The sequence below is a fragment of the Achromobacter colocynthidis genome, from assembly GCF_057334535.1.
On sequence record NZ_JBHFIZ010000022.1, the window covers coordinates 87,350 to 108,659 of the forward strand.

Below are 21,310 nucleotides of genomic sequence, written 5' to 3' on the forward strand. Positions count from 1 at the left end.
CCCCCCCCCCGCGGCGCGACAGGAGGCCCGACGTGATTGAGTCCCTTGCGCGCCTGTCCGACATTGACGACTGCTGGAACCGCATCGGTATCCGTGGCGACAAAAGCTGCGACCAGTTGCCCACGCATGTGCATTGCCGCAACTGCCCGGTCTATGCGGCGGCCGCCAAACGCATTCTGGACCGGTTGCCGCCGCAACTTGATTCGTCTGACAGCGATATCGAGCAGCCCCGGCAAGACATTCGCTTGTCGTCGCTGCTGGTGTTTCGCGTTGGCGCGGAATGGCTGTCGCTGCCGACGCGGGCCTTGGACGAGGTGGCCGCCACGCGCCAGATCCTGGCGCTGCCGCATCGCCGCGACCCGGCGGTGCTGGGCGTGACCAATGTGCGCGGCACCTTGACCGTGTGCGTGTCCTTGGCGCGGCTGTTGGGGCTGGACGCGGCGGGCGATGACACGCGCGAGCGCCCCGGCGCGGCCCGCATGCTGATCTTCGGCGGCGCGGGCCGGGCCGTGGTGCTGCCGGTGGACGAGGTTGAAGGCATTCATGCCGTCAACCTGGACCAACTGGAACCGCTGCCGTCCACCGTAGAGGGCGCCAGCCTGAAGTACTCGCGCGGGGTGGCCCCATGCGGTGGTCGCAGCGTGGGTGTGCTGGATGAAGCCCTGTTGATGCAAGCTTTGGAACGGAGCCTGGCGTGAACCCGGACGAGATGCGCGACGCCTCCTTGCTTGAGCTGTTCCAGCTAGAGACCCGCACCCAGGTGCAGGTGCTGAACAACGGCCTGCTGGCGCTGGAACACGACCCGACATCGGCGGCCCAGCTTGAAGCCTGCATGCGCGCGGCGCATTCGCTCAAGGGCGCCGCCCGCATCGTGGACCTGCACCCCGCCGTGCGTATTGCGCACGCCATGGAAGACTGCCTGGTGGCCGCGCAGGAAGGGCGGCTGCGCTTGCAGGCGGATGATATCGATGCCTTGTTGCTGGGCACTGACCTGCTGCAACGGGTGGCCACGCCCGGCGCGGAACTGGGCGGGGAGATCGATGAGCTGGTGGTGCGCCTGAGCAATGCGCCGGCGGTTGCGCCCCCGCCGCCCCGTCCGCCCAGGCCGTCGGATTTTTTGCCGCCGATCCAGCGCTTCGAGGATGAGCCGGCCTCGGCCCGTGTCCCGCAACCGGGCCGGACGGCGGCAACGGCGGCGGTACCCACTGCGGGTTCGAGTGCACTCCCGACCGCCAGCCCGAGCCCGAGCTTGGCAGTGACGCCACCGCCGCCGACAGTACCCCCCGCTCAGCCGACGACACGCCGCAGTTCCGACCAGGGCATCTTCGAAGGCGAGCGCGTGTTGCGCGTTACCGCCGACACGCTGAACAAATTGCTGGGCCTGTCCAGCGAGACGCTGGTGGAGTCGCACTGGGTTGGCCCGTTCGGCGCCTCCATGTTGCGTCTGCGGCGCTTGCAGGCGGGTGCGGCGCAGGCGCTGGACGGCGTGCGCGGCGCGCTGGCCGGCCAGCATGTGGATGCGCGCGCGCAGGCGGCGCTGGACGACGCCCAGCGCATTGTTGAGCAATGCCAGCAGGAACTGGCCCAGCGCACCAACGAAGTCGATGAGTTCGGCTGGCGCATGAGCCATCTGGCCCAACGCCTGTACGACACCGCGCTGGCTTGCCGCATGCGGCCCTTTGGCGACGGCGTGGGCGGCATGCCGCGCATGGTGCGCGACCTGGGCCGCTCGCTGGGCAAACAGGTTCGGCTGGAAATCGAGGGCGACACCACGCAGGTGGACCGCGACATTCTTGAAAAGCTGGACGCGCCGTTGATGCATCTGCTGCGCAACGCGGTGGATCACGGCATTGAAATGCCGATGGACCGCCTGGACGCCGGCAAGCCCCCGGAAGGCCTGATCAAGCTGTCGGCGAGGCACTCTGCCGGCATGCTGGTGGTGGAACTGAGCGACGACGGCGCGGGCATTTCCTTGGACCGACTGCGCATCGAAGTCGTGCAGCGCAAGCTGACCACGGCCGACACCGCGGCGCGCCTGAGCGAAGCCGAACTGCTGGAATTCCTGTTCCTGTCCGGCTTCAGCACGCGCGGCGAAGTGACCGAGATATCGGGGCGCGGCGTGGGCCTGGACGTGGTGCAGACGATGGTGCGCCAGTTGCGCGGCGCGGTGCGCATTCATCAGACCAGCGGGCAGGGCACGCGCTTCGTGCTGGAAATGCCCTTGTCGCTGTCGGTGGTACGCAGCCTGCTGGTTGAGGTACAGGGCGCGATCTATGCATTTCCGTTGGCCTACGTCAGCCATGCCTTGCAGGTACGCAGGGAAGACATCGAACAGTTGGAAGGCCATCAGCATTTTCGGTTCATGGACCGGCAGGTTGGGCTGGTGGCCGCGCGGCAGATCCTGCGGGGCGGCGAGCCCGCGCCCGCAACGGAATCCGTGGCGGTGGTGGTGGTGGGCGATCACGACAAGCGCTACGGCATCGCGGTCGACCGCTACGTGGGCGAGCGCACGCTGGTGGTGCAGCCGCTGGACCACCGGTTGGGCAAGGTGCAGGACGTGATGGCGGGCGCCTTGATGGACGACGGCACGCCGCTCTTGATTCTGGACGTGGAAGACATGCTGCTGTCGGTGCGGAAGCTGATCGAGGCCGGCCGCCTGACGCGGGTGGACGGCGCGGGTCAGGTCGCGCAGACGCGCCGCCGCAAGCGCGTGCTGGTGGTGGACGATTCCCTGACCGTGCGCGAACTGGAACGCAAGCTGCTGGTGAACCGGGGCTTTGACGTGGCCGTGGCGGTTGACGGCATGGATGGCTGGAACATGCTGCGCGGCGAAGATTTTGATTTGGTCGTGACCGATGTGGACATGCCGCGCATGGATGGCATTGAACTGGTGTCGCGCATCAAGGCCGACGCCAAGCTGCAAGGCCTGCCGGTGATGGTGGTGTCGTACAAAGACCGCGAGGAAGATCGGCGGCGCGGGCTGGATGCCGGCGCTGACTACTATCTGGCCAAGGGGAGTTTCCATGACGACGCGTTGCTGGACGCCGTCGAAGACCTGATCGGAAAGGCACTGACGTGAGAATCGGCATCGTCAACGATCTGCAAATAGCGGTCGAAGCCCTGCGGCGCGCCATCGCGCTGGAACCGGGGCTGGAAGTGGCGTGGGTGGCGTCCAACGGCGAAGAGGCGGTGGCGCAGTGCGCGCGCGACCGGCCCGACGTGGTGCTGATGGACCTGATCATGCCCGTCATGGATGGGGTGGAGGCCACGCGCCGCATCATGGCCGAGTCGCCGTGCGCCATTGTGGTGGTCACCGTGGACGTGGCGCGCCACACCGCGCGCGTGTTCGACGCCATGGGCCACGGCGCGCTGGACGCGGTGGATACGCCCGTGGTCGGCGGGGGCGACCTGCGCAGCGCCGCCGCGCCCTTGCTGCGCAAGATCCGCAACATCGGCTGGTTGATTGGCCGCTACGGCAGCCGGCCCAACTTGACCCCGGTGCCCCACGCGGCCGCGCGCGCGGATGCGCAACGGCTGCTGGTCATCGGGGCGTCGGCGGGTGGGCCGGCCACGCTGGCCCAACTGCTGCGCGATCTGCCGCTGAGTTTTCCCGCCGGCATCGTGCTGGTGCAGCATGTGGATGCGTCGTTTGCGGCGGGCATGGCCGACTGGTTGAACGACCAGGTGCTGTTGCCCGTGCGGCTGGTGCGCGAAGGTGAACGGCCCTTGCCGGGCCAGATCCTGCTGGCGGGCACCGACGACCATCTGCACCTGCTGGCCGACGGCACTCTGCGCTACACCCCGGACCCCAAGGAAAGCCTGTACCGGCCGTCCATCGACGTGTTTTTTCATAGCGTGGCGCAGCACTGGCGCGGCACCGCCGTGGGCGTGCTGCTGACCGGCATGGGTCAGGACGGCGCGCGCGGCCTGAAGGCCATGCGTGAACGCGGCTGCCTGACCATTGCGCAAGACCAGGCCACCAGTGCCGTGTACGGCATGCCCAAGGCGGCGGCCGCCTTGCAGGCGGCGGTGGAAATCAAACCGTTGGACCAGATCGCGCCGCGCGTGATCCAGGCCTTGGCCTGAGCGCCCAACATTGCCAGACATCAAGGAATAGCGATGCACCCTCCCATAGACAGCGCAGGCTCGGCGGATTTGAGCGCGCACGCGGCCATGGTGCTGCTGGTTGACGATCAGGTCATGGTGGCCGAAGCGATCCGGCGGGCGCTGGTCGTCGAGGGCAATATCGATTTCCACTATTGCTCGGACCCCTACAAGGCGCTGACGGTGGCTATTCAGACGCGGCCCACCGTCATCCTGCAAGACCTGGTGTTGCCGGGCGTGGACGGCTTGAGCCTGGTGAAGGAATACCGCAACCACCCGGTCACGCGCGACATTCCCATCATCGTGCTGTCCACCAAGGAAGACGCCGCCATCAAGAGCGCGGCGTTTTCCTCGGGCGCCAACGATTATCTGGTGAAGCTGCCCGATTCCATCGAACTGGTGGCGCGCATCCGCTACCACTCGCGCTCGTATCTGGCGCTGGTGCAGCGCGACGAGGCCTACCAGGCGCTGCGCCAAAGCCAGCAGCAACTGCTGGAAAGCAATATGGAATTGCGCCGGCTGACCAATTCCGACGGCTTGACGGGCCTGGGCAACCGCCGCTACTTCGATGAATACCTGAACGCCGAATGGTTGCGCGCGCGCCGCGATGGGCGCGAGATCAGCATGTTGATGATCGATGTGGACCACTTCAAGGCCTACAACGATACCTATGGGCACATAGCTGGCGACGAAGCGCTCAAGCGCGTGGCCAACACCATCTTCGCCAGTTGCGACCGCTCCACCGACCTGGCCGCCCGCTTTGGCGGGGAAGAGTTTGCACTGGTGCTGCCCGGCACGCCCGGTGGCAGCGCGCGGCTGGCAGCCGAAAAACTGCGCCGCGCGGTCGAGGCCATGCAGATTCCGCAAAAGGATACGGGGTCAGGGCCCTGGCTGACGGTCAGCATCGGCACGGCCACGGCCATTCCCACGAATGACCAGCCCTGCACCGACCTGATCCTCACGGCGGACCGCGGTCTCTACCAGGCCAAGCGCAACGGCCGCAATCGCGTCGTGCCCGGCCAGATGCAAGCGGACGAATAGGCGTTATCGTCGCAACATGCGACACGCGCCTGCCCGGTCGGCTGGAATCCCAGAGTAAGAGGCACACCATGACGTATTCGACTTATCACAAGAAGGATATTTTTGGACGCCCGCTGCATGCGGAAACGCAGATGATGTCCTATGGCTATGACCCCTTTCTGTCCGAAGGCGCGGTCAAGCCGCCTGTCTTTCTGACGTCTACCTTTGCGTTCCGGTCCGCCGAGGACGGCGCGGCCTTCTTTGATGTGGTGTCGGGCCGCAAGCCCCTGCCGCAAGGCGAATCGGCCGGGCTGGTCTACAGCCGCTTCAATCATCCCAACCTGGAAATCGTGGAAGACCGGCTGGCCTTGCTGGATGGGTCCGAAGCGGCGGCGGTTACGGCCAGCGGCATGGCCGCCATCAGCGCCGTGTTGATGGCGTTCTTGCGCCCCGGCGACCAGCTGGTGCAGTCGCTGCCCTTGTATGGCGGTACCGAGACGTTGATTGCCAAGGTGTTTCCGGAATGGGGCATCGGCTCGCATGCCATCCGCGACGGCCTGTCGCCCAAGGCCATGCGCGCGGCGCTGGAGGAAGCGGCGACCAAGGGGCCCGTGCGCGTGCTCTACGTGGAAACGCCGGCCAACCCCACCAACGCGCTGATCGATTTCGAAGGCATGAAGAACGAGCTGGATGCCTTTGAAACGCGCCACGGCTATCGCCCGGTGTCGGTGTGCGACAACACGCTGCTGGGGCCCATTTTTCAAAAGCCGGCCGACCATGGCGTGGACCTGTGCGTGTATTCGCTGACGAAATACGTGGGCGGCCACAGCGACCTGGTGGCGGGCGCCGTCACGGGCAGCAAGGACCTGATCAAGAAGGTGCGCGCCATCCGCAGCGCGTTCGGTTCGCAACTGGACCCGCATTCCTGCTGGATGATTACGCGCTCGATGGAAACGGTGGTGCTGCGCATGAAGCAGGCGGCGCGCACGGCCACCAAGGTGGCGCAATGGCTGGCCGGCAATCCATATGAGAAGGTGGCCATCTTTCATCCGGAAATGATCTCTGACCGCGCCTACCAAGAGGTCTACAAGCGCCAGTGCACCGGCCCCGGCTCAACCTTCGCCTTCGTGCTTGATGGCGGCCGCGAGCGGGCGTTCCGCTTTATCAACGCGCTGCATCTGTTCAAGTCGGCGGTCAGCCTGGGTGGCACGGAATCGCTGGTGTGCCACCCGGCGTCCACGACGCATTCCGGCGTACCGGCCGAGGAACGCGAGGCGGCGGGCGTGTCGGAAGGGCTGATCCGGATTTCGATCGGGCTGGAGCACGAAGAAGACCTGATCGCCGACATGGACCACGCCTTTCGGATTCGCTGATATGCGCTGACGGGGACCCGCGCTCAGCCCGGGGCCGGCTGCCGGCGCGTGCGGTTCAGCAGCACGAACGCGGCGGTGGCCAGCAGCATGACGGTGGCGGTGGCGATCACGGCGGCATAGCCGGTGTCGAACGCGGTCTTGGCCAAGTGCGTCAAGGTGGCCGCCAGGTCTGTCGGCAAGCCTTCCGCCACGATCAACGCCTCGTCCAGGCTGTCACGCAAGCTGTCACCCAGCGCGGGCGCCGCCGCCAGGGCAGGGGGCACGTCCAGCGTGTTGGCATAAACGCCCGACAGGATGGACCCCATCAAGGTCACGCCCAGCGCGCCGCCCAATTCGTAGGACACCTCTTCAATCGACGCCGCCATGCCGGCGCGTTCCGGCGTGGCGCTTTGCATGATGGAGCTGGACGCCGCCGTCATGGTTGCGCCGATGCCCAGGCCCAGCACGCTCAGGCTGAGCATCTGCGGCAGGATGGCGCCGTCATAGCAGAGCAGATAAGCGCCCATGCCCGCGGCCGACACGGCCAGCGCCAGGAACATCAGGCGCGGCCCACGCACATAGGCCAAGAGCCAGCCCGCCAGCGGCCCCGCCACGAAGGCGGCAAGCGGCAGCGGCAGGATGAACAGCGCGGCCTGGATCGGCGACATGCCCAGCACCAATTGCAGGCGTTGGCTGAACACCAGTTCCAGCCCCAGCAGCGCGGCGCCCGCGAACAGCGCGGCAGCTACGCCCGAACTGAAGGTGGCGTTGCGGAAGATGGCGAAGTCGATCAGCGGATACGGGCGGCGACGCTGGCGGCGCACGAACAAGGTCAAGATGGTGACCCCGGCCGCGCAAGCCAGCCCGGCATGTAGCCACGAAGTCGTGGCGCGGCCCAGTTCTTTCAATGCATAGGCGCACAGGATCAAGCCCGCCATGACTTGCAAGGAGCCCATCAGGTCCCAGGGGCGGGCAGTGGCGGGGCGGCTGGCGGGGATGCAACGCCAGGCCAGCGGCAGCGCAAGCAGCACGATGGGCACATTGATCAGGAACACCGAGCCCCACCAGAAATGCTCCAGCAGCACGCCGCCCACCACCGGCCCCAGCGCCGCGCCGCCGGACGCCACCGACGCCCAGATGCCGATGGCCACGGCACGCTCACGTTCCTGGGCGAACGTCAGGCGGATGATGGACAGGGTGGCCGGCATCATCATGGCCGCGCCCACCGCCAGCAGCACGCGGGCCGCGATCAGGGACGCCGCACCCGGCGAATAGGCGGCGGCCAGTGAGGCCACGCCGAAGACGACCAGCCCCATCATGAACAGGCGCTTGTGGCCCAGCCGATCGCCCAGCGTGCCCATGCCCAGCAACAGGCCCGATACGACCAAGCCGTACACGTTCACGATCCATAATTTTTCAGACGCGGTGACGCCCAGTTCGTGCGTGAGCCGGGGCAGGGCGGTATACAGCACCGTCATGTCCACCACGATCAACAACAAGGCGATGGACACAATGCCCAGCACCAGCCAACGGCGCGGGTCGGCCGTGGCGACAGCGTTCGAATGAGTCCGCTGCATAGTTCTACTCCTGTGTAAACCACACCCGGCCGCGCGGTTTCGGCGGCGCTACGAGTGCAAGGTCGGCATTATCTATCTGTTTATTTGCCTTAAAAAGTTTGATTCCATCTATAAAATAGATGAATTAAGGAGGGCAACATGCAATGGACCCTGGATCAACTTCGGCATTTCGTGGCGGCGGCGGATGCCGGTTCGTTTTCGGCGGCGGCGCGTGCGCTGGGCCGCGCGCAGTCTGCCGTCAGCACGTCGGTGGGCCTCTTGGAAGCCGACCTGGGTGTGGAATTGTTCGACCGCTCGCGGCGCAACGCCACGCTGACGCCCGCCGGCGAAGTGATGCTGCAAGAAGCGCGTGAACTGCTGCGTCAGGCGGGCGGGCTGGACCAGCGGGCGCTGTCTTTCGCGGCGGGGCAGGACGCGCGGTTGTCGATTGCGCTGGACGAAGCGCTGCCGTATCAGGTGCTGGGCGCGTTGATGGTGGAAGTTGCCGACCGCTTTCCCGCGCTGGAACTGACGCAGTTGAACGGCACCGCGACCGAGGTGGCCGACTACGTGCAGCAGGGTCGCGCCAGCATCGCGTTCCACTTTGACCGGGGCGACCCCGGCAGCGCCTTCGCGCACCGTTACCTGGGCAACGTGGCGCAGGCGGTATTCGTGGCGTCGGGGCATCCGCTGGCGGCGCTGGCCGAAGTCACTCGCAGTGACCTGGCGCGCTACCGGCAACTGGTCATGCAGATGGAAGGCGTGGAAGAGGTGGTGCTGAGTCCCACCGTCTGGCGCACGGACAGCTTCTACAGCATTGCCGGCATGGCGGCGGACGAACTGGGCTGGGCGATCCTGCCGCTGAACATCGCCGAATACGAGAGCTTTCGCCGAACGCTGACGCGGGTGCCGTGTACCGGCCTGTCCTTGCCGATGTTGTCGGTGCGCACACTGTGGCTGCAAGGCGCGTCGTTAAGCGCGACCGAGCTGTGGTTGCAGCAGCGCATGGAGCAAATGCTGGGGGGGGCGAAGGCGGGGTGAGGCGAACGCGGGCTAAGACGAACGCGGGCCGGGGCGCTTGGCCACTGCCGGGTCGTTGGCTCAGCCAGCTTAGCTAAGCAGCGCCGTGACCAAGTCCCCGCCGCCCGCGCTGTCGTCGGTGAAATTCAGCGCGGTCTGTACGTGTTCCAGGTGTTCGTCCATCAGCGCGCAGGCGCGTTCGGTGTCCCCCGCGCGCGCGGCCTCGATGAAAGCGTGGTGCTCTTGCGACGAGCAACTGGCGTCATGCGAGCTTTGGTACAGCACGGTGATCACGGCGCTGCGCGCGGACAGTTCGCGCAGCATGCCCGTCAGCACCGAATTGCCTACGACTTCGGCCAGCAGAATGTGGAAGTGTCCCAGCAGATGGTTGCGCTTTTGCACGTCGCCGGCTTCCAGCGCCAGCCGTTCCTCGGCCAGGTGGGCGTCAATACGGCGGTAGTCGGCGGCGGTGGCGCGCGCCACGAATTCCTTGGCCAGCGCGGCTTCCAGGATGCGGCGCACGGCGTAGACCTCGCGCGCCTCGTTGGCGTCCGGCTTGCTGACAAACGCGCCCTTGTCAGGAACGATGTTGATCAGCTTGTCCTTGGACAGCATCAGCAGCGCCGCGCGAATCTTGGTGCGGCTGACCTTGTAGACCCGCGCCAGCGCCTCTTCGCGCAGCCGGGTGCCGGGGGGAAGCTTGTGCGCCACGATGGCGGCGGCCACTTCCTTGGCAATATCGTCGGCGCTGGGGTCTAGCGGAACTTCCTGAGTCATGGGGCGCGGCTGCGGCGGCCGGAGGGGAAAACAATCGGGCAGCCAGTCTATCAAAAAGCCGGACAGGAAAGGCAGACATTTTTTGCATACAAACGTAGCATGCAAAGAAAGCCGCCGTCCCGTCCGGCTTGTTTTGGCCCTGCTTCAGGGCGCTTTACCCGGCCGCCCGGTCAATCCTTCGCCATCAGCCCCAGATACTCGATCAGGTCCTTTTCCTTCACATACGTCGCCTGGGCCCAGGCCTTGTAATCCGCGCTGTTGCGGTACGCGGGTTCCTGGTTCAGTTGCTTCATGACGTCCATGCTGGCCTTGTCGAACAGCGCTTTCTTGAAGGCGTCATGCAGCGTTTTCACAACGGCCGGGTCCATGCCCTTGGGGCCGGCCAGACCGTACGGCGAGGTCGACACGACCTTGTAGCCGAGCTCCTGCGCGGTGGGCACGTCGGGCCAGCGCGTGGTGCGCTTTTCGCCGAAGGTGACCAAGAGCCGCATCTTGCCGGAGTCCACGAACTGGTCCCAGCCGGTGGCGTCGCTTTGCGCCATGACGTGGCCGCCCAGCAGCGCCTGCTGCATGTCGGCGTTGCCCTTGAACGGCACGTGGTTCAGCTTGACCTTGGCGTTGATGGCGATTTCTTCAATCAGCAGGTGCGGCGACGAGCCCACGCCCGTGGAGCCGTAGTCGATGGTGCCCGGCGCCTTGCGCGCGGCCTCGATGTATTCGTTGAAGGTCTTGTACGGCGAGTCCGAGCGCACCGTGAAGCCGAAGGTGTAGCCCGACAGCCCGATGATGAAGCTGAAATCGTTGATGGGATCCCAGCTGCTTTTCTGCATGTATGGCATGCGCAGCATGGCCAGCGTGTACAGGCTGATCGTGTAGCCGTCCGGCTTGGCGGTGCGCGCCATGGTGGCCGTGCCCAGGGTGCCGCCCGCGCCGGGCCGGTTTTCCACGATGACCTGCTGACCCAGGTATTTGGAAGCGTCCTGCGCCACGATGCGCAGGTGGCGGGCGGTGGAGCCGCCGGCCGGGAAGGGCACGATCAGCGTGATGGGCTTGGTGGGAAAGTCGGTTTGCGCGCTGGCGGCCAGCGGCAAGGCGGCGCTGGTGGTGGCAAGCAACAAGGCGGCCAGGCAGGCGCGACGCATCGGCATCTTCAGCATGGGTTGTCTCCAGTGGTGTGTGTTGTGGTTTGTTGTGGTGTGTGGTGATGAGTTGTGTTGGTCGGACCGCCCCGGTTCAGTCGCGCAACACGACTTTGACCGGCAAGCGCGCCAACGCTTCGCGCAACTGCTCCTTCAGCGGCGCGGACACGCCGGCTGCCGCTTCAACAGCGACATCCGGTTGCGCATCGGCCAGCACGCGGAAGATCTTGCTGTCTTCCGCCAGCCCGGCCTTTTGCAGGGTGCGCGCCACCACGGCCTCTACCGATACGGCAGTGGCCAGATGGCGCAAATCAGGTTTGTAGATCTTGCCCACGTTGGTCATGGGCATGGCCTCCAGCACGATGACGCGCTTGGGCCGCGCCGGGCCTTCATCCACGTGCGCGGCCGCGTAGGCAACGAGTTCGGCTTCGGTGGCCTGCGCGCCTTCCATCAGTGTGACGAAAGCCACCGGCAATTCGCCGGCATAGGCGTCCGGCGCGCCGACGGCGGCGCACAGGTGCACGGCCGGATGCGTGGCCAGCGCGTCTTCGATGGTCTTGGGGTCGATGTTGTGGCCGCTGCGGATAATCAAGTCCTTGGCGCGGCCTTGCAGGTGCAGCCGGCCTTCGGCATCCATGAAGCCCACGTCGCCGCTGATCAGCCAGCCGTCTTCGGTGAAGGCGCGGGCGGTGTCGGCGGGGTCCAGAAAACCGGGGATCACGTTGGGCGCCTTGAACAGCACCATGCCGGGCGTGCCCGGTGGCAAGTCCTTCGCGGCTTGCCCGGCGGGAATGTCCAGGCCAACGATGCGCACCTGCACATAGGGCAGTGGGTAACCCACGCAGTTGACGGGAAACACCGAGCCCGGGGGCGTGATGGACGAGATGCCGGCCATTTCCGTCATGCCCAGGCTTTCGTTCACTTGCAGGCCGAACAGCCGCTTGAAGCGCGCCGCCAGTTCAGCCGGCAGCGGCGCGGCGCCGGTGCGGCAGTAGCGTAACGACGAGATATCGGCGCCCGCCAGCGGTACGTCGGCCAGGGCCGCGAGTATGGTCGGCACGCCTTGCAGCGAGGTCGCGCGATGCTTTTCCACCAAGCGCCAGTAGTTGCGCAGCACGTCGCGGTTGCGCAGCAGCATGGGGGTGGGGATGACGGTTTCCACGCCGGCCGACAAGGCCGCCAGCGAGGCCGGCAACACGCCCGCCACGTGGAACAGCGGATAGCCGTTGATGACCACGTCCGTCGGCCCCGCGTTCTGCAACTGCACGGCCGCCCAGGCGGTGAAGACCTGGTTGGCGTGGGTGTGGATGGCCAGCTTTGGCGCGCCCGTGGTGCCGCCCGTGTGGAAGTAGGCCGCCACGTCGCTGGCGCGGATGACCCGTTCGCTGAGCAGGCGGTCGGCCGGTTGCGCCGAGCGGTTGGCGTTGAAGTCCAGCGCGTAGTCGGGCAGCGCGGGGCGGTCCGACAGCGCTTCGGTGTGCGGCGCCACGCGCAGCAGGGTTTGCAGGGTCGGCACACGCTCGCGCAGGCGCAGCGCCTTGGACCACATTTCGCAATCGGCGTCCGCGCCGTAGGCGATCAACACCTTGGCGCGCGCGGTGGTCATCAGCGAGGCCAGCTTGTCTTCCGTCAGCAGCGGGTTCAGCGGTTGGACAATGCCGGCCGCCTCGCCGCCCCACAGCGCCAGGTGGTATTCCAGGCAACCGGGCAGCATCACGGCCACGGCGTCGTCCGCGCGCACGCCCAGGTCGTGCAGCAGGTTGGCCGTCTGGTGGATGCCGGCCAGCAGCTCGCGATAGCTCCAGCGGATGGCCTCGTCGTCCGGGTCCGCCGAGCGCAGGAAGGTCAGCGCGGTCTTGTCGCCAAAGGCCGCGGCCGAGTTGCGGAAGATCTCGTAGGTGCTCTGCACCGTCAACGTTTCCGCCAGCGGGCGCGCTTGCAGCCGTTGCACGGCGGCGGCGCTGCGCACGAGAAACGGCGCCGAGAACGGAGGTGATAGCGGTGGCAGAGCAGCGTGGGCCTGCGTCATATCGGGCTGGCCTCCGTTCACGCCTGCGCCAACGCGATGTAGCGGCGCAGGTGATGGTCTTCGTCGCCCAACTGGTGGTCGATCATGACGAGGCGCTTGGCGTAGTGCGCCAGCGGCAGTTCCCAGGTCATGCCGATGCCGCCGTGCAACTGGATGCTTTCCTCGGCCACCAGCGTGCCGATGCGGCCGATGGTGAACTTGGCGGCGGACAGGGCGCGTTCGCGGGTGACGCGGTCGGGGTTGTCCAGCGCGGCGGCGGCGTTGATGACGGCCGAGCGCGCTTGTTCAATTTCCAGCAGCACGTCCGCCATGCGGTGCTGCAAGGCCTGGAAGCTGCCGATGGGCGTGCCGAACTGGCGGCGCGTGCGCAGGTATTCCAACGTGGCGTCGCGGGCGCAGTCCATCGCGCCCACGGCTTCGGCGCACAGCGCCAGGATGCCGCGCCCGGTGGCGCGCTCCAGCAGCGGGTAGCCCGCACCGGCCTCGCCCAGCAAGGCCTCGGGGCCCAGCTTGACGTCGGTCAGCGTGACTTCGGCGGCGCGTCCACCGTCGATCAGCCCGTAGCCGCGCACCGCCAGGCCCGGCGTGCCGGCGCTGACCAGGAACAGGCTGATGCCGGCTTCGTCATCTTCCGCACCGGACGTGCGCGCCGACACCAGGAACAGGTCCGCGTGTTCGCCCGCCGTGACCACGGCCTTGGCGCCGTTGAGCACCCAGCCGTCGCCCGACGGTTCGGCGCGCGTGCTGACCCGTGCCAGTTCATAGCCGGACTCCGGTTCCGCTTGTGCCAGTGCGGCGGTGATGGCGCCCGAGATCAGGCCGTCCACGGCTTCGCGTTGCGCGGGCGTGCTGGCGGCGGCGATGGCGCTGCCCACCATCAAGGCGTCCAAAAAAGGTTCCACGACCAGGCCGCGTCCCAGCGCCTCGAAGACGACCGAGATATCAAAGCCCGCGCCGCCCAGGCCGCCATCGGCCTCGGAGAACAAGGCGCCGATGGCGCCCAGTTCCGCATAGCGGCGCCAGAATTCCACGCTGTAGCCCTGGGCCGATTGCGCGTGGCGTTCGCGGGTGGCGAAGTCGTACTGCTCGCTAACAAAGCGGCGCAGCATGTCGGAAAGCATGCGCCGGTCTTCGGTGTGTTCAAAGTTCATGGCCGGCCCTTACAGTCCCAAGATCATCTTCGAGATGATGTTTTTCTGAATTTCATTGGAGCCGCCGAAGATCGACAGCTTGCGGTTGTTGAAGTACTGCGCCGCCGCGCTGTCGGCGCCTTCGGGGCCGATGGGGGCGGCGTCGTAGCCGTCGTGCAGCGCTTCGGGCACGAAGGGGCGCGCGTACGGACCCATGGCACGGCGGTTCAAGGCCGTGATTTCCTGGCGAATCTGCGTGCCGCGTATCTTCAGCATCGAGCTTTCGGCGCCGGGTGCGCCGCCGCCCGCCACCGCCGCGACCACGCGCAGGTTGGTGGTGCGCATATTGGCCAGTTCGATTTCCACGCGCGCCAGGCGGGCGGCAAAGTCAGGGTCTTCGGCCAAGGGGCGGCCGTTCTTTTTCTGCTTGGCGGCCACCGCTTTCAGGCGTTCCAGCGCGGCGGTGGATTGGCCCACGCCGGCAATGTTGGTGCGCTCGTAGGTCAGCAGGTACTTGGCGCAGGTCCAGCCCCGGTTTTCTTCGCCTACCAGGTTCTCGACGGGCACGCGCACATCGGAAAAGAACACTTCGTTGACTTCGTGTTCACCGTCCAGCGTGATGATGGGGCGCACTTCGATGCCCGGGCTGTTCATGTCGATCAGCAGGAAGCTGATGCCCTCCTGGCGCCGACCTTCCTGCGAGGTGCGCACCAGGCAGAAAATCATGTTGGCGTACTGGCCCAGCGTGGTCCAGGTCTTTTGCCCGTTGACGACGTAATGGTCGCCGTCGCGCACGGCGGTGGTCTTGACGGAAGCCAGGTCGGAACCCGCGCCGGGTTCGGAATAGCCCTGGCACCACCAGTCGCTGCCGTCCAGAATGCGCGGCAGCCAGTACTGGCGCTGCGCTTCGTTGCCGTACTTGATCAAGACAGGCCCCAGCATGCTCAGGCCGAAGGGCACGATGCGGGGCGCGGCGGCCAGCGCGCACTCGTTGTCGAAAATGAATTTTTGCGTGGCGCTCCAGCCGGTGCCGCCGTATTCCACGGGCCAGTGGCTGGCCAGCCAGCCTTGCTGGTTCAGGATGGCGTGCCATTCGACCATGTCGTCTTTGGTAAGCAGCTTGCCCAGCCCAACCTTGTCGGAAAGGCGCCGGGGCAGCTTGGCCGCCAGAAAGGCGCGCACGTCGTCGCGGAAGGCGTTTTCTTCGGGGGTGAATTCCAAGTCCATGTCGGTCCTTAATGCATATCAACCGTAGATTTCAAACAGGCCGGCCGCGCCCATGCCACCGCCGATGCACATCGTGACGACGGCATAGCGGGCACCGCGGCGGCGACCTTCGATCAGCACATGGCCGGCCAGGCGAGCGCCGGTGACGCCAAACGGGTGGCCCAACGCAATGGAGCCGCCGTCCACGTTCAGACGTTCCATGGGGATGCCCAGCTTTTCCTGGCAATACAGCGCTTGCGACGCAAACGCCTCGTTCAGTTCCCACAGGTCGATGTCATTGACCTTCAAGCCATGGCGCGCCAGCAACTTGGGCACGGCGTAGACGGGGCCGATGCCCATTTCGTCGGGCTCGCAGCCGGCAATGGCCAGGCCCCGGAACGCGCCCAGCGGGCGAATGCCCGCGCGCTCGGCGTCGCCCGCTTCCATCAGCACCAAGGCGGCCGCGCCGTCGGACAGTTGCGAGGCATTGCCGGCCGTGACGAACTGGCCTTCGCCGCGCACGGGCGCAAGGCCAGCCAGCGCTTCATAGGTGGTGCCTGGGCGGTTGCAGGTGTCTTTGTCGATGGTGACTTCGCGTTCGCTGACGACGCCCGTGGCGCGGTCGGTGACGGACATGGTGGTGGTGACGGCGATGATCTCTTCGCGGTAGCGGCCGGCGGCCTGGGCGGCTTCGGTGCGCGCCTGGCTTTGCGCGGCAAAGCGGTCTTGGGCTTCGCGGCTGATGCCGTAGCGGGCGGCCACGATGTCGGCGGTTTCGATCATGGGCAAATAGAGTTCGGGCTTGTTCGCCAGTATCCAGGGGTCCATGCCGCTGACACCGTCGTCCCGCGTGCGGATCTGCGACACCAGTTCCACGCCGCCCGCGATCACGGCCGGGGCGCCGTCCATCACGATGCGGCCGGCGGCCGACGCAATGGCTTGCAGGCCCGACGCGCAGTAGCGGTTGATGGTGGCGCCGCCCACGCTGACCGGCAGCCCGGCGCGGATGACGGCTTGCCGGCCGATGTTGCGGCCGGTGGCGCCTTCGGGGTAGCCGCAGCCGATGAAGGCATCTTCGATCAGCGCGGGGTCGATGCCCGCGCGGTCAACGGCGGCGCGCACGGCATGCGCGGCCAGCGTGGGGCCGGCGATCTGGTTGAATTCGCCGCGCCCCGCCTTGGTGATGGGGGTGCGGGCGGTAGAGACGATGACGGCTTCGCGCATAAGGGTTCCAGTCGAAAGTGGGTTCTGTATTCAGGCGGGCGGTGTTCAGGCGGCCGGCGGCTAAAAAACCTGCGTTCAGGCAGCCTGATTCAGGCTGGCGAAGTTGCGGCCGGATTCCGCCAGACGCACCAATAGCGGCGACGGCTTCCAGAACGCCGGGTCTTCCTGCGCATAGGCGCGGATGTCGGCCAGCACGCGGTCCAGGCCCACGCTGTCGGCGTAGTGCATCGGGCCGCCGTGGTGGCGCGGAAAGCCGTAGCCGGACAGGAACACCACGTCCACGTCGGACGGGCGCAGGGCAATGCCCTGGTCCAGCACGTTGGCGGCTTCGTTGATCATGGCGGCCAGGTAGCGGCGCTGGATGTCTTCGTGCGTGAACGGACGCGGCGTAACGCCCGCGCGGCGGCGTTCGTCGTCGATGATGGCCAGCACGTCCGGATCCGGCGTGCCCACGCGCGCGCCATCGGGGTACAGGTAAAAGCCACGGCCCGTCTTCTGGCCGAACCAGCCGCGTTCGCACAGGCGGTCGGGAATCTGCACATAGCGCAAGGCGGGGTCGCGGGTGGCGGCGCGGCGCTTGCGGGTGGCCCAGCCGATGTCGCCACCGGCCAGGTCGGCCATCTGGTATGGGCCCATGGGGTAGCCGAACTCGCGCACGGCAGCGTCGATGTCGTAGGGCGACGCGCCGTCTTCCATCATCATGTCCGCCGCCTGCCGGTGCACGGCCAGGATGCGGTTGCCGATAAAGCCGTCGCACACGCCCGCGCGCACGGGCGTCTTGCGTAGTTTGCGTGCCAGTTCAAAGCCGGTGGCCACCGTATCGGGCGCGGTGTGCTCGCCCACCACGATCTCCAGCAGCTTCATGATGTTGGCGGGTGAAAAGAAGTGCAGCCCCAGCACGTTGCCCGGATGTCGCGTGGCGGTGGCGACGCGGTTCACGTCCAGGTACGACGTGTTGGTGGCCAGCACCGCGCCGGGCTTGGCCACGCGGTCCAGTTCGGCAAACACGGCCAGCTTCACGTCCATGTCCTCGAACACGGCCTCGATGATCAGGTCGGCATCGCTCAGGGCGTCGTAGGTGGTGGCGCCCGTCAGGCGCGCCAGCCGGCCATCGCGTTCTTCTGCCGTGATGCGACCTTTCTTGAGCAGCAGGTCGTACACCTGCGCGACGCGCGCGCGGCCACGTTCCAGCGCGGCATCGTCCTGCTCAACCATCACTACCGGCAAGCCGGCGTCCAGCACCGACACCGCGATGCCCGCGCCCATCGTGCCGCCGCCCACCACGCCGATCTTGTTCAGGGCGCGCGCCTTGCCTTCTTTCAGTTCGGGGACCTTGGTGGTTTCACGCTCGGCAAAAAAGGCGTGCACCAGGCCGGCGCGCTGCGGGCTGTCCAGGCATTGCAGGAACAGCGCGCGTTCGGTGCGCAGGCCTTCGTCAAAGGGTTGTTCGATGGCGGCACGCACGGCTTCGACGATCTTCGCGGGCGAATACAGCCCGCGCAGCGTCTTGGCGATGCGCTCGCCGGCCGCGGCGGCTTCGGCCAGGGCGGCGGCCTTGTCGGCCAACGCGGCGGTGGCGTCGCGGCTGCGGCGGGGGCCCGCGCCTTGCGCCAACAGTTGGCGGGTGTAGGCCAGCCCCGCCGCCAGCGGGTCGTTGCCTTCAGCCAGCGTGTCCACCAGCCCGGCGCGCAGCGCGGCGTCGGCCGCCAGGTGCTTGCCCGACAGCATCAGGTCCAGCGCGGCGGCCGCGCCTATCAGGCGGGGCGTGCGCTGCGTGCCGCCGGCGCCCGGCAACAGGCCCAGGTTTACTTCGGGCAAGCCCAGCTTGGCGCTGGCAAGCGCTACGCGGTAGTGCGCGGCCAAGGCCACTTCCAGCCCGCCGCCCAGCGCCGCGCCATGCAACGCGGCCACCACCGGCTTGGTGCTGGCTTCAATCTGATTGCAGACGTCGGGCAAGGCGGGGGGCTTGGGCGGCTTGCCGAACTCGCGGATGTCGGCGCCGGCGATGAAGTTCTTGCCCGCGCCCACCAGCAGAATGGCGCGCACGTCGGGGTCGGTTTGCGCGGCGTGGATGGCGTCGGCCAGGCCGCGCCGCACGTCCGCGCTTAGCGCGTTGACCGGAGGGTGGTCCAGGGTAATGACCAGGATGTCTTCGTCGCGGCGCGCGGGGGCGGCGCCGGCAGTGCTGCTGTCCGTCATGGGTCCTTGTCTCCGTTGGGGCGGCCGTCGTTGCGGCGCCTGGCAAGCCGAGGAATGGGCTGTCTTGCTCATCCCGTGGCTTGTCTTGTTTTGCGTCTATCGCTTAGTTCTTTATTCTTTCCCAGTAAAGATGTCTTGACAATGACATCAGGAATTGACACGACGGATAAAAAAATTTGACAATCCGGCCCAAGGAGACGCCATGGACACCAAATCCCTGACCTTGCTGGTCGATATCCTGGACGCCGGCAACTTGAGCGAAGCCGCGCGCCGGCTGAAGATGACCCGCGCCAACGTCAGCTACCACCTGAATCAGTTGGAGCGTTCAGTCGGCATGCAACTGGTGCGGCGCACGACGCGCCATGTGGAAGCCACCGAAATCGGGCTGAAGCTGTATCAGCATGGCCGCAGCATCCAGGACGAACTGGTCGCCGCGCGCGAGGCGGTCGACACCCTGGGCAAGACGCCCCAAGGCAAGGTGCGGCTGAGCGTGCCCAGCGGCTATGGGCAGTTTGTGATGACGCCTTGGCTGCTGGAGTTCAAGCAGGCGTATCCGGATATCGTCCTGGACGTGCTGTTCGAGAACAGCGTTGACGATCTGCTGCGCGACGAGGTCGATATCGCGGTACGCATCATGTCCGAGCCGCCGCAGAACCTGGTGGCGCGCGAACTGGGCTTGGTGCGCTACGTGGCGTGCGCGTCCAAAGCCTATGCCGAGGCCCGGGGCCTGCCGCAACGGCCCGATGACCTGGCCCAGGCGCCCGTCATCAGCGCGGCCGTCATTGGCCGGCCGTTGCGGCTGTCGGCCTATTACGGCGGCCAGCCGCGCCAGCACGTCGTACTGGAACCCACGGTCATTTCACGCAACTACGCCTTTCTGCGCGACGCCATCCGCGCTGGCTTGGGGGTGGGCGTCGTGCCGGACTACGTGGTGCACGACGACATTGCGCGCGGCGAGCTGCTGGCCGCGCTGACGCAATGGCGGCTGAGCATTTTCGGGCGAGGGATGTACATGCTGTACATGCCCAACCGGCACCATCCGCGCGCAATTTCCATGCTGATCGAATTCATCCTGGAGCGCGCGCAGCGCGATCACGAAGGGCAGGCGGGGCTGCTGGCGGTGAAGGGCTGAACGCGCTGGAAAGCGGCGCTGAAAAGCAAACCGAACGTCCCCAGGCACGATACTTGCTGTCCGCGTTCACCAAAACGAAATGCGAGGGGACGGGATGGAAAGCGCGACGCCGGGGAAGGTGACGCCGGGAAAGATCACGCCGGAAAAAGCGGCGCCGGAAACCATGTCGCCCGAAGAGCGAGCGGCGGAAAAGTCTGGGCCGGACGATCGCGCCTCGGATGAAAAAGCCACCGTGCAGGACGCCGGCATCATTCCCGAACCCGCGCCCAACGTCACGCACGTCTGGGCGCGCGGCGCCTGTCTGACCACGCTGACCGTTCTTGCCGTGCTGTTTTCCCTGAAGATGGCGCAGGAATTCATCGTGCCCGTGGTCATGGCGATTGTGGTCGCGTATGCGCTGGACCCCGCCGTGGCCCTGATGGAACGGGTGCGCCTGCCGCGTCCGGTCGGCATCATCATCCTGATGGCCGTGATTTTCTTCGGGCTGGCGGGCCTGGTGTATGCCACGCAAAGCCAGGTCAGCTCCATCATCGAGGCGCTGCCCGAGATTTCCGGCAAGATCTCGCGCACGCTGAACGGCTTTGCCAGTGGCGATGGTTCCTTCATTGAACGCATCAAGGGCGCGGCCAGCGTGCTGCAGGATACCGGCGGCGTGCAGCCCGGTCGCCAGGTGGTGGTGGCCAAGTCGGACGCGGGCTTCAGCGAATTCCTGCTGTGGGGCTCCAAGGGGCTGGCCACCTTTCTGGGCCAGGCGACCATGAGCGTATTCCTCGTGTTCTTCCTGCTGCTGTCGGGCAACGCGTTCAAGCGCAAGTTCGTCAAGGTGGCGGGCACAACCTTGTCGCAGAAAAAAATCAGCGTGCACATGCTGGACCAGATCAACAATTCGATCCACATGTACATGGCGATGATGCTGGTGACGAACGTGGCGTTGGGCGTGTTGTCGTGGGGGGCGTTTCGCCTGCTGGGCCTGGAGAACGCCGCCACCTGGGCGGTGGTGGCGGGCGCCTTGCACATCATTCCGTACTTCGGCCCGCTGATGACGGCGGTGGGCACGGGGATCGCGGCGCTGATTCAATTCGGTGAAATCGGGCCCGCGCTACAGGTGGCGGGTAGCTCGGTGGTCATTGCCTTGCTGATCGGCGTGCTGGTCACCACCTGGATGTCGGGCCGCATTGCCAAGATGAACTCGGTGGCGGTGTTCATGATGCTGCTCTTGTTCACCTGGCTGTGGGGCATCTGGGGCACGCTGCTGTCCGTGCCCATTGCCTTTATCGCCAAGGTGGTGGCGGACCACATCGAAGGGCTGGAGGCCGTGTCGGAGTTCCTGGGCGAGTAGCGCAGTTGTTATGCTGACGCCTCGCTTGCCACGCCGACACCGCCATGCCTGATAAGCCCGAAGCCGCCGACACGTCCAAGACG

The 21,310-nt window shown here is 66.5% G+C and carries 16 protein-coding genes; 8 read left to right on the plus strand and 8 right to left on the minus strand.

Annotated features, from left to right (window positions below; all coding sequences use genetic code 11):
- The first annotated feature begins 32 nt into the window (after positions 1-32).
- From ACE04A_RS07335 to ACE04A_RS07355, 5 genes are all read left to right on the plus strand, one after another.
- Positions 33-698 (plus strand): chemotaxis protein CheW, encoded by a 666-nt coding sequence (locus ACE04A_RS07335; RefSeq protein ID WP_448716224.1) that lies wholly within the window; start codon positions 33-35, stop codon positions 696-698.
- Positions 695-3,079, plus strand: a complete 2,385-nt coding sequence (locus ACE04A_RS07340; protein ID WP_485819994.1) for a hybrid sensor histidine kinase/response regulator — start codon at positions 695-697, stop codon at positions 3,077-3,079. Before ACE04A_RS07335 ends, ACE04A_RS07340 begins: the two co-directional genes overlap by 4 nt.
- Positions 3,076-4,086: a chemotaxis response regulator protein-glutamate methylesterase gene (locus ACE04A_RS07345; RefSeq protein WP_259246715.1), complete on the plus strand. Its 1,011-nt coding sequence runs from the start codon at positions 3,076-3,078 to the stop codon at positions 4,084-4,086. The genes ACE04A_RS07340 and ACE04A_RS07345 overlap by 4 nt, the downstream gene beginning before the upstream one ends.
- Positions 4,087-4,119: 33 nt before the next feature.
- Entirely contained in the window at positions 4,120-5,145 is a 1,026-nt protein-coding gene (locus ACE04A_RS07350; RefSeq protein WP_100856072.1) for a response regulator, read from the plus strand.
- Between the two features lie 68 nt (positions 5,146-5,213).
- Positions 5,214-6,497 (plus strand): cystathionine gamma-synthase family protein, encoded by a 1,284-nt coding sequence (locus ACE04A_RS07355; protein WP_259246717.1) that lies wholly within the window; start codon positions 5,214-5,216, stop codon positions 6,495-6,497.
- A gap of 23 nt (positions 6,498-6,520) precedes the next feature.
- On the opposite strand, the gene ACE04A_RS07360 is transcribed toward ACE04A_RS07355, so the two are convergent.
- Positions 6,521-8,053: an MFS transporter gene (locus ACE04A_RS07360; RefSeq protein ID WP_448716222.1), complete on the minus strand. Its 1,533-nt coding sequence runs from the start codon at positions 8,051-8,053 to the stop codon at positions 6,521-6,523.
- 138 nt (positions 8,054-8,191) lie between these two features.
- On the opposite strand from ACE04A_RS07360, the gene ACE04A_RS07365 reads away from it, so the two are divergent.
- Positions 8,192-9,073, plus strand: coding sequence for a LysR family transcriptional regulator (locus ACE04A_RS07365; RefSeq protein ID WP_448716221.1), 882 nt, complete (start codon positions 8,192-8,194; stop codon positions 9,071-9,073).
- A 69-nt stretch (positions 9,074-9,142) separates the two neighbouring features.
- Here ACE04A_RS07365 and ACE04A_RS07370 read toward each other — a convergent pair whose 3' ends face one another.
- From ACE04A_RS07370 to ACE04A_RS07400, 7 genes are all read right to left on the minus strand, one after another.
- On the minus strand, positions 9,143-9,829 hold the full coding sequence (locus tag ACE04A_RS07370) for a GntR family transcriptional regulator (RefSeq protein WP_448716220.1): 687 nt from the start codon (positions 9,827-9,829) through the stop codon (positions 9,143-9,145).
- A 170-nt stretch (positions 9,830-9,999) separates the two neighbouring features.
- The gene (locus ACE04A_RS07375) at positions 10,000-10,986 is read right to left on the minus strand and encodes a tripartite tricarboxylate transporter substrate binding protein (RefSeq protein WP_485819995.1); all 987 of its coding nucleotides are present in this window, start codon (positions 10,984-10,986) and stop codon (positions 10,000-10,002) included.
- Positions 10,987-11,062: 76 nt separating this feature from the next.
- Positions 11,063-12,997: an acyl-CoA synthetase gene (locus ACE04A_RS07380; RefSeq protein ID WP_485819996.1), complete on the minus strand. Its 1,935-nt coding sequence runs from the start codon at positions 12,995-12,997 to the stop codon at positions 11,063-11,065.
- 17 nt (positions 12,998-13,014) lie between these two features.
- On the minus strand, positions 13,015-14,148 hold the full coding sequence (locus ACE04A_RS07385) for an acyl-CoA dehydrogenase family protein (RefSeq protein WP_448716218.1): 1,134 nt from the start codon (positions 14,146-14,148) through the stop codon (positions 13,015-13,017).
- A gap of 9 nt (positions 14,149-14,157) precedes the next feature.
- Positions 14,158-15,354 carry an acyl-CoA dehydrogenase family protein gene (locus ACE04A_RS07390; protein ID WP_463095818.1) on the minus strand — a complete coding sequence of 399 codons (1,197 nt, stop codon included), beginning with the start codon at positions 15,352-15,354 and terminating at the stop codon, positions 14,158-14,160.
- An 18-nt stretch (positions 15,355-15,372) separates the two neighbouring features.
- Positions 15,373-16,557 (minus strand): acetyl-CoA C-acyltransferase, encoded by a 1,185-nt coding sequence (locus ACE04A_RS07395; RefSeq protein ID WP_448716216.1) that lies wholly within the window; start codon positions 16,555-16,557, stop codon positions 15,373-15,375.
- Between the two features lie 75 nt (positions 16,558-16,632).
- The gene (locus ACE04A_RS07400) at positions 16,633-18,756 is read right to left on the minus strand and encodes a 3-hydroxyacyl-CoA dehydrogenase NAD-binding domain-containing protein (RefSeq protein ID WP_485819997.1); all 2,124 of its coding nucleotides are present in this window, start codon (positions 18,754-18,756) and stop codon (positions 16,633-16,635) included.
- Positions 18,757-18,958: 202 nt separating this feature from the next.
- Here ACE04A_RS07400 and ACE04A_RS07405 point away from each other — a divergent pair, with 202 nt between their 5' ends.
- Positions 18,959-19,888 (plus strand): LysR family transcriptional regulator, encoded by a 930-nt coding sequence (locus ACE04A_RS07405; protein WP_279994161.1) that lies wholly within the window; start codon positions 18,959-18,961, stop codon positions 19,886-19,888.
- Between the two features lie 94 nt (positions 19,889-19,982).
- Positions 19,983-21,227, plus strand: a complete 1,245-nt coding sequence (locus ACE04A_RS07410) for an AI-2E family transporter (protein WP_259246731.1) — start codon at positions 19,983-19,985, stop codon at positions 21,225-21,227.
- Positions 21,228-21,310 lie beyond the last annotated feature (83 nt).

Bases quoted from the DNA above. Each gene is read 5' to 3' on its own strand.
- ACE04A_RS07410 (WP_259246731.1), top strand. From the start codon at position 19,983: ATGGAAAGCGCGACGCCGGGGAAGGTGACGCCGGGAAAGATCACGCCG.
- ACE04A_RS07400 (WP_485819997.1), bottom strand. From the start codon at position 18,756: ATGACGGACAGCAGCACTGCCGGCGCCGCCCCCGCGCGCCGCGACGAA.
- ACE04A_RS07395 (WP_448716216.1), bottom strand. From the start codon at position 16,557: ATGCGCGAAGCCGTCATCGTCTCTACCGCCCGCACCCCCATCACCAAG.
- ACE04A_RS07365 (WP_448716221.1), top strand. From the start codon at position 8,192: ATGCAATGGACCCTGGATCAACTTCGGCATTTCGTGGCGGCGGCGGAT.
- ACE04A_RS07360 (WP_448716222.1), bottom strand. From the start codon at position 8,053: ATGCAGCGGACTCATTCGAACGCTGTCGCCACGGCCGACCCGCGCCGT.
- ACE04A_RS07385 (WP_448716218.1), bottom strand. From the start codon at position 14,148: ATGAACTTTGAACACACCGAAGACCGGCGCATGCTTTCCGACATGCTG.
- ACE04A_RS07390 (WP_463095818.1), bottom strand. From the start codon at position 15,354: ATGGACTTGGAATTCACCCCCGAAGAAAACGCCTTCCGCGACGACGTG.
- ACE04A_RS07355 (WP_259246717.1), top strand. From the start codon at position 5,214: ATGACGTATTCGACTTATCACAAGAAGGATATTTTTGGACGCCCGCTG.
- ACE04A_RS07405 (WP_279994161.1), top strand. From the start codon at position 18,959: ATGGACACCAAATCCCTGACCTTGCTGGTCGATATCCTGGACGCCGGC.
- ACE04A_RS07375 (WP_485819995.1), bottom strand. From the start codon at position 10,986: ATGCTGAAGATGCCGATGCGTCGCGCCTGCCTGGCCGCCTTGTTGCTT.
- ACE04A_RS07380 (WP_485819996.1), bottom strand. From the start codon at position 12,997: ATGACGCAGGCCCACGCTGCTCTGCCACCGCTATCACCTCCGTTCTCG.
- ACE04A_RS07350 (WP_100856072.1), top strand. From the start codon at position 4,120: ATGCACCCTCCCATAGACAGCGCAGGCTCGGCGGATTTGAGCGCGCAC.
- ACE04A_RS07370 (WP_448716220.1), bottom strand. From the start codon at position 9,829: ATGACTCAGGAAGTTCCGCTAGACCCCAGCGCCGACGATATTGCCAAG.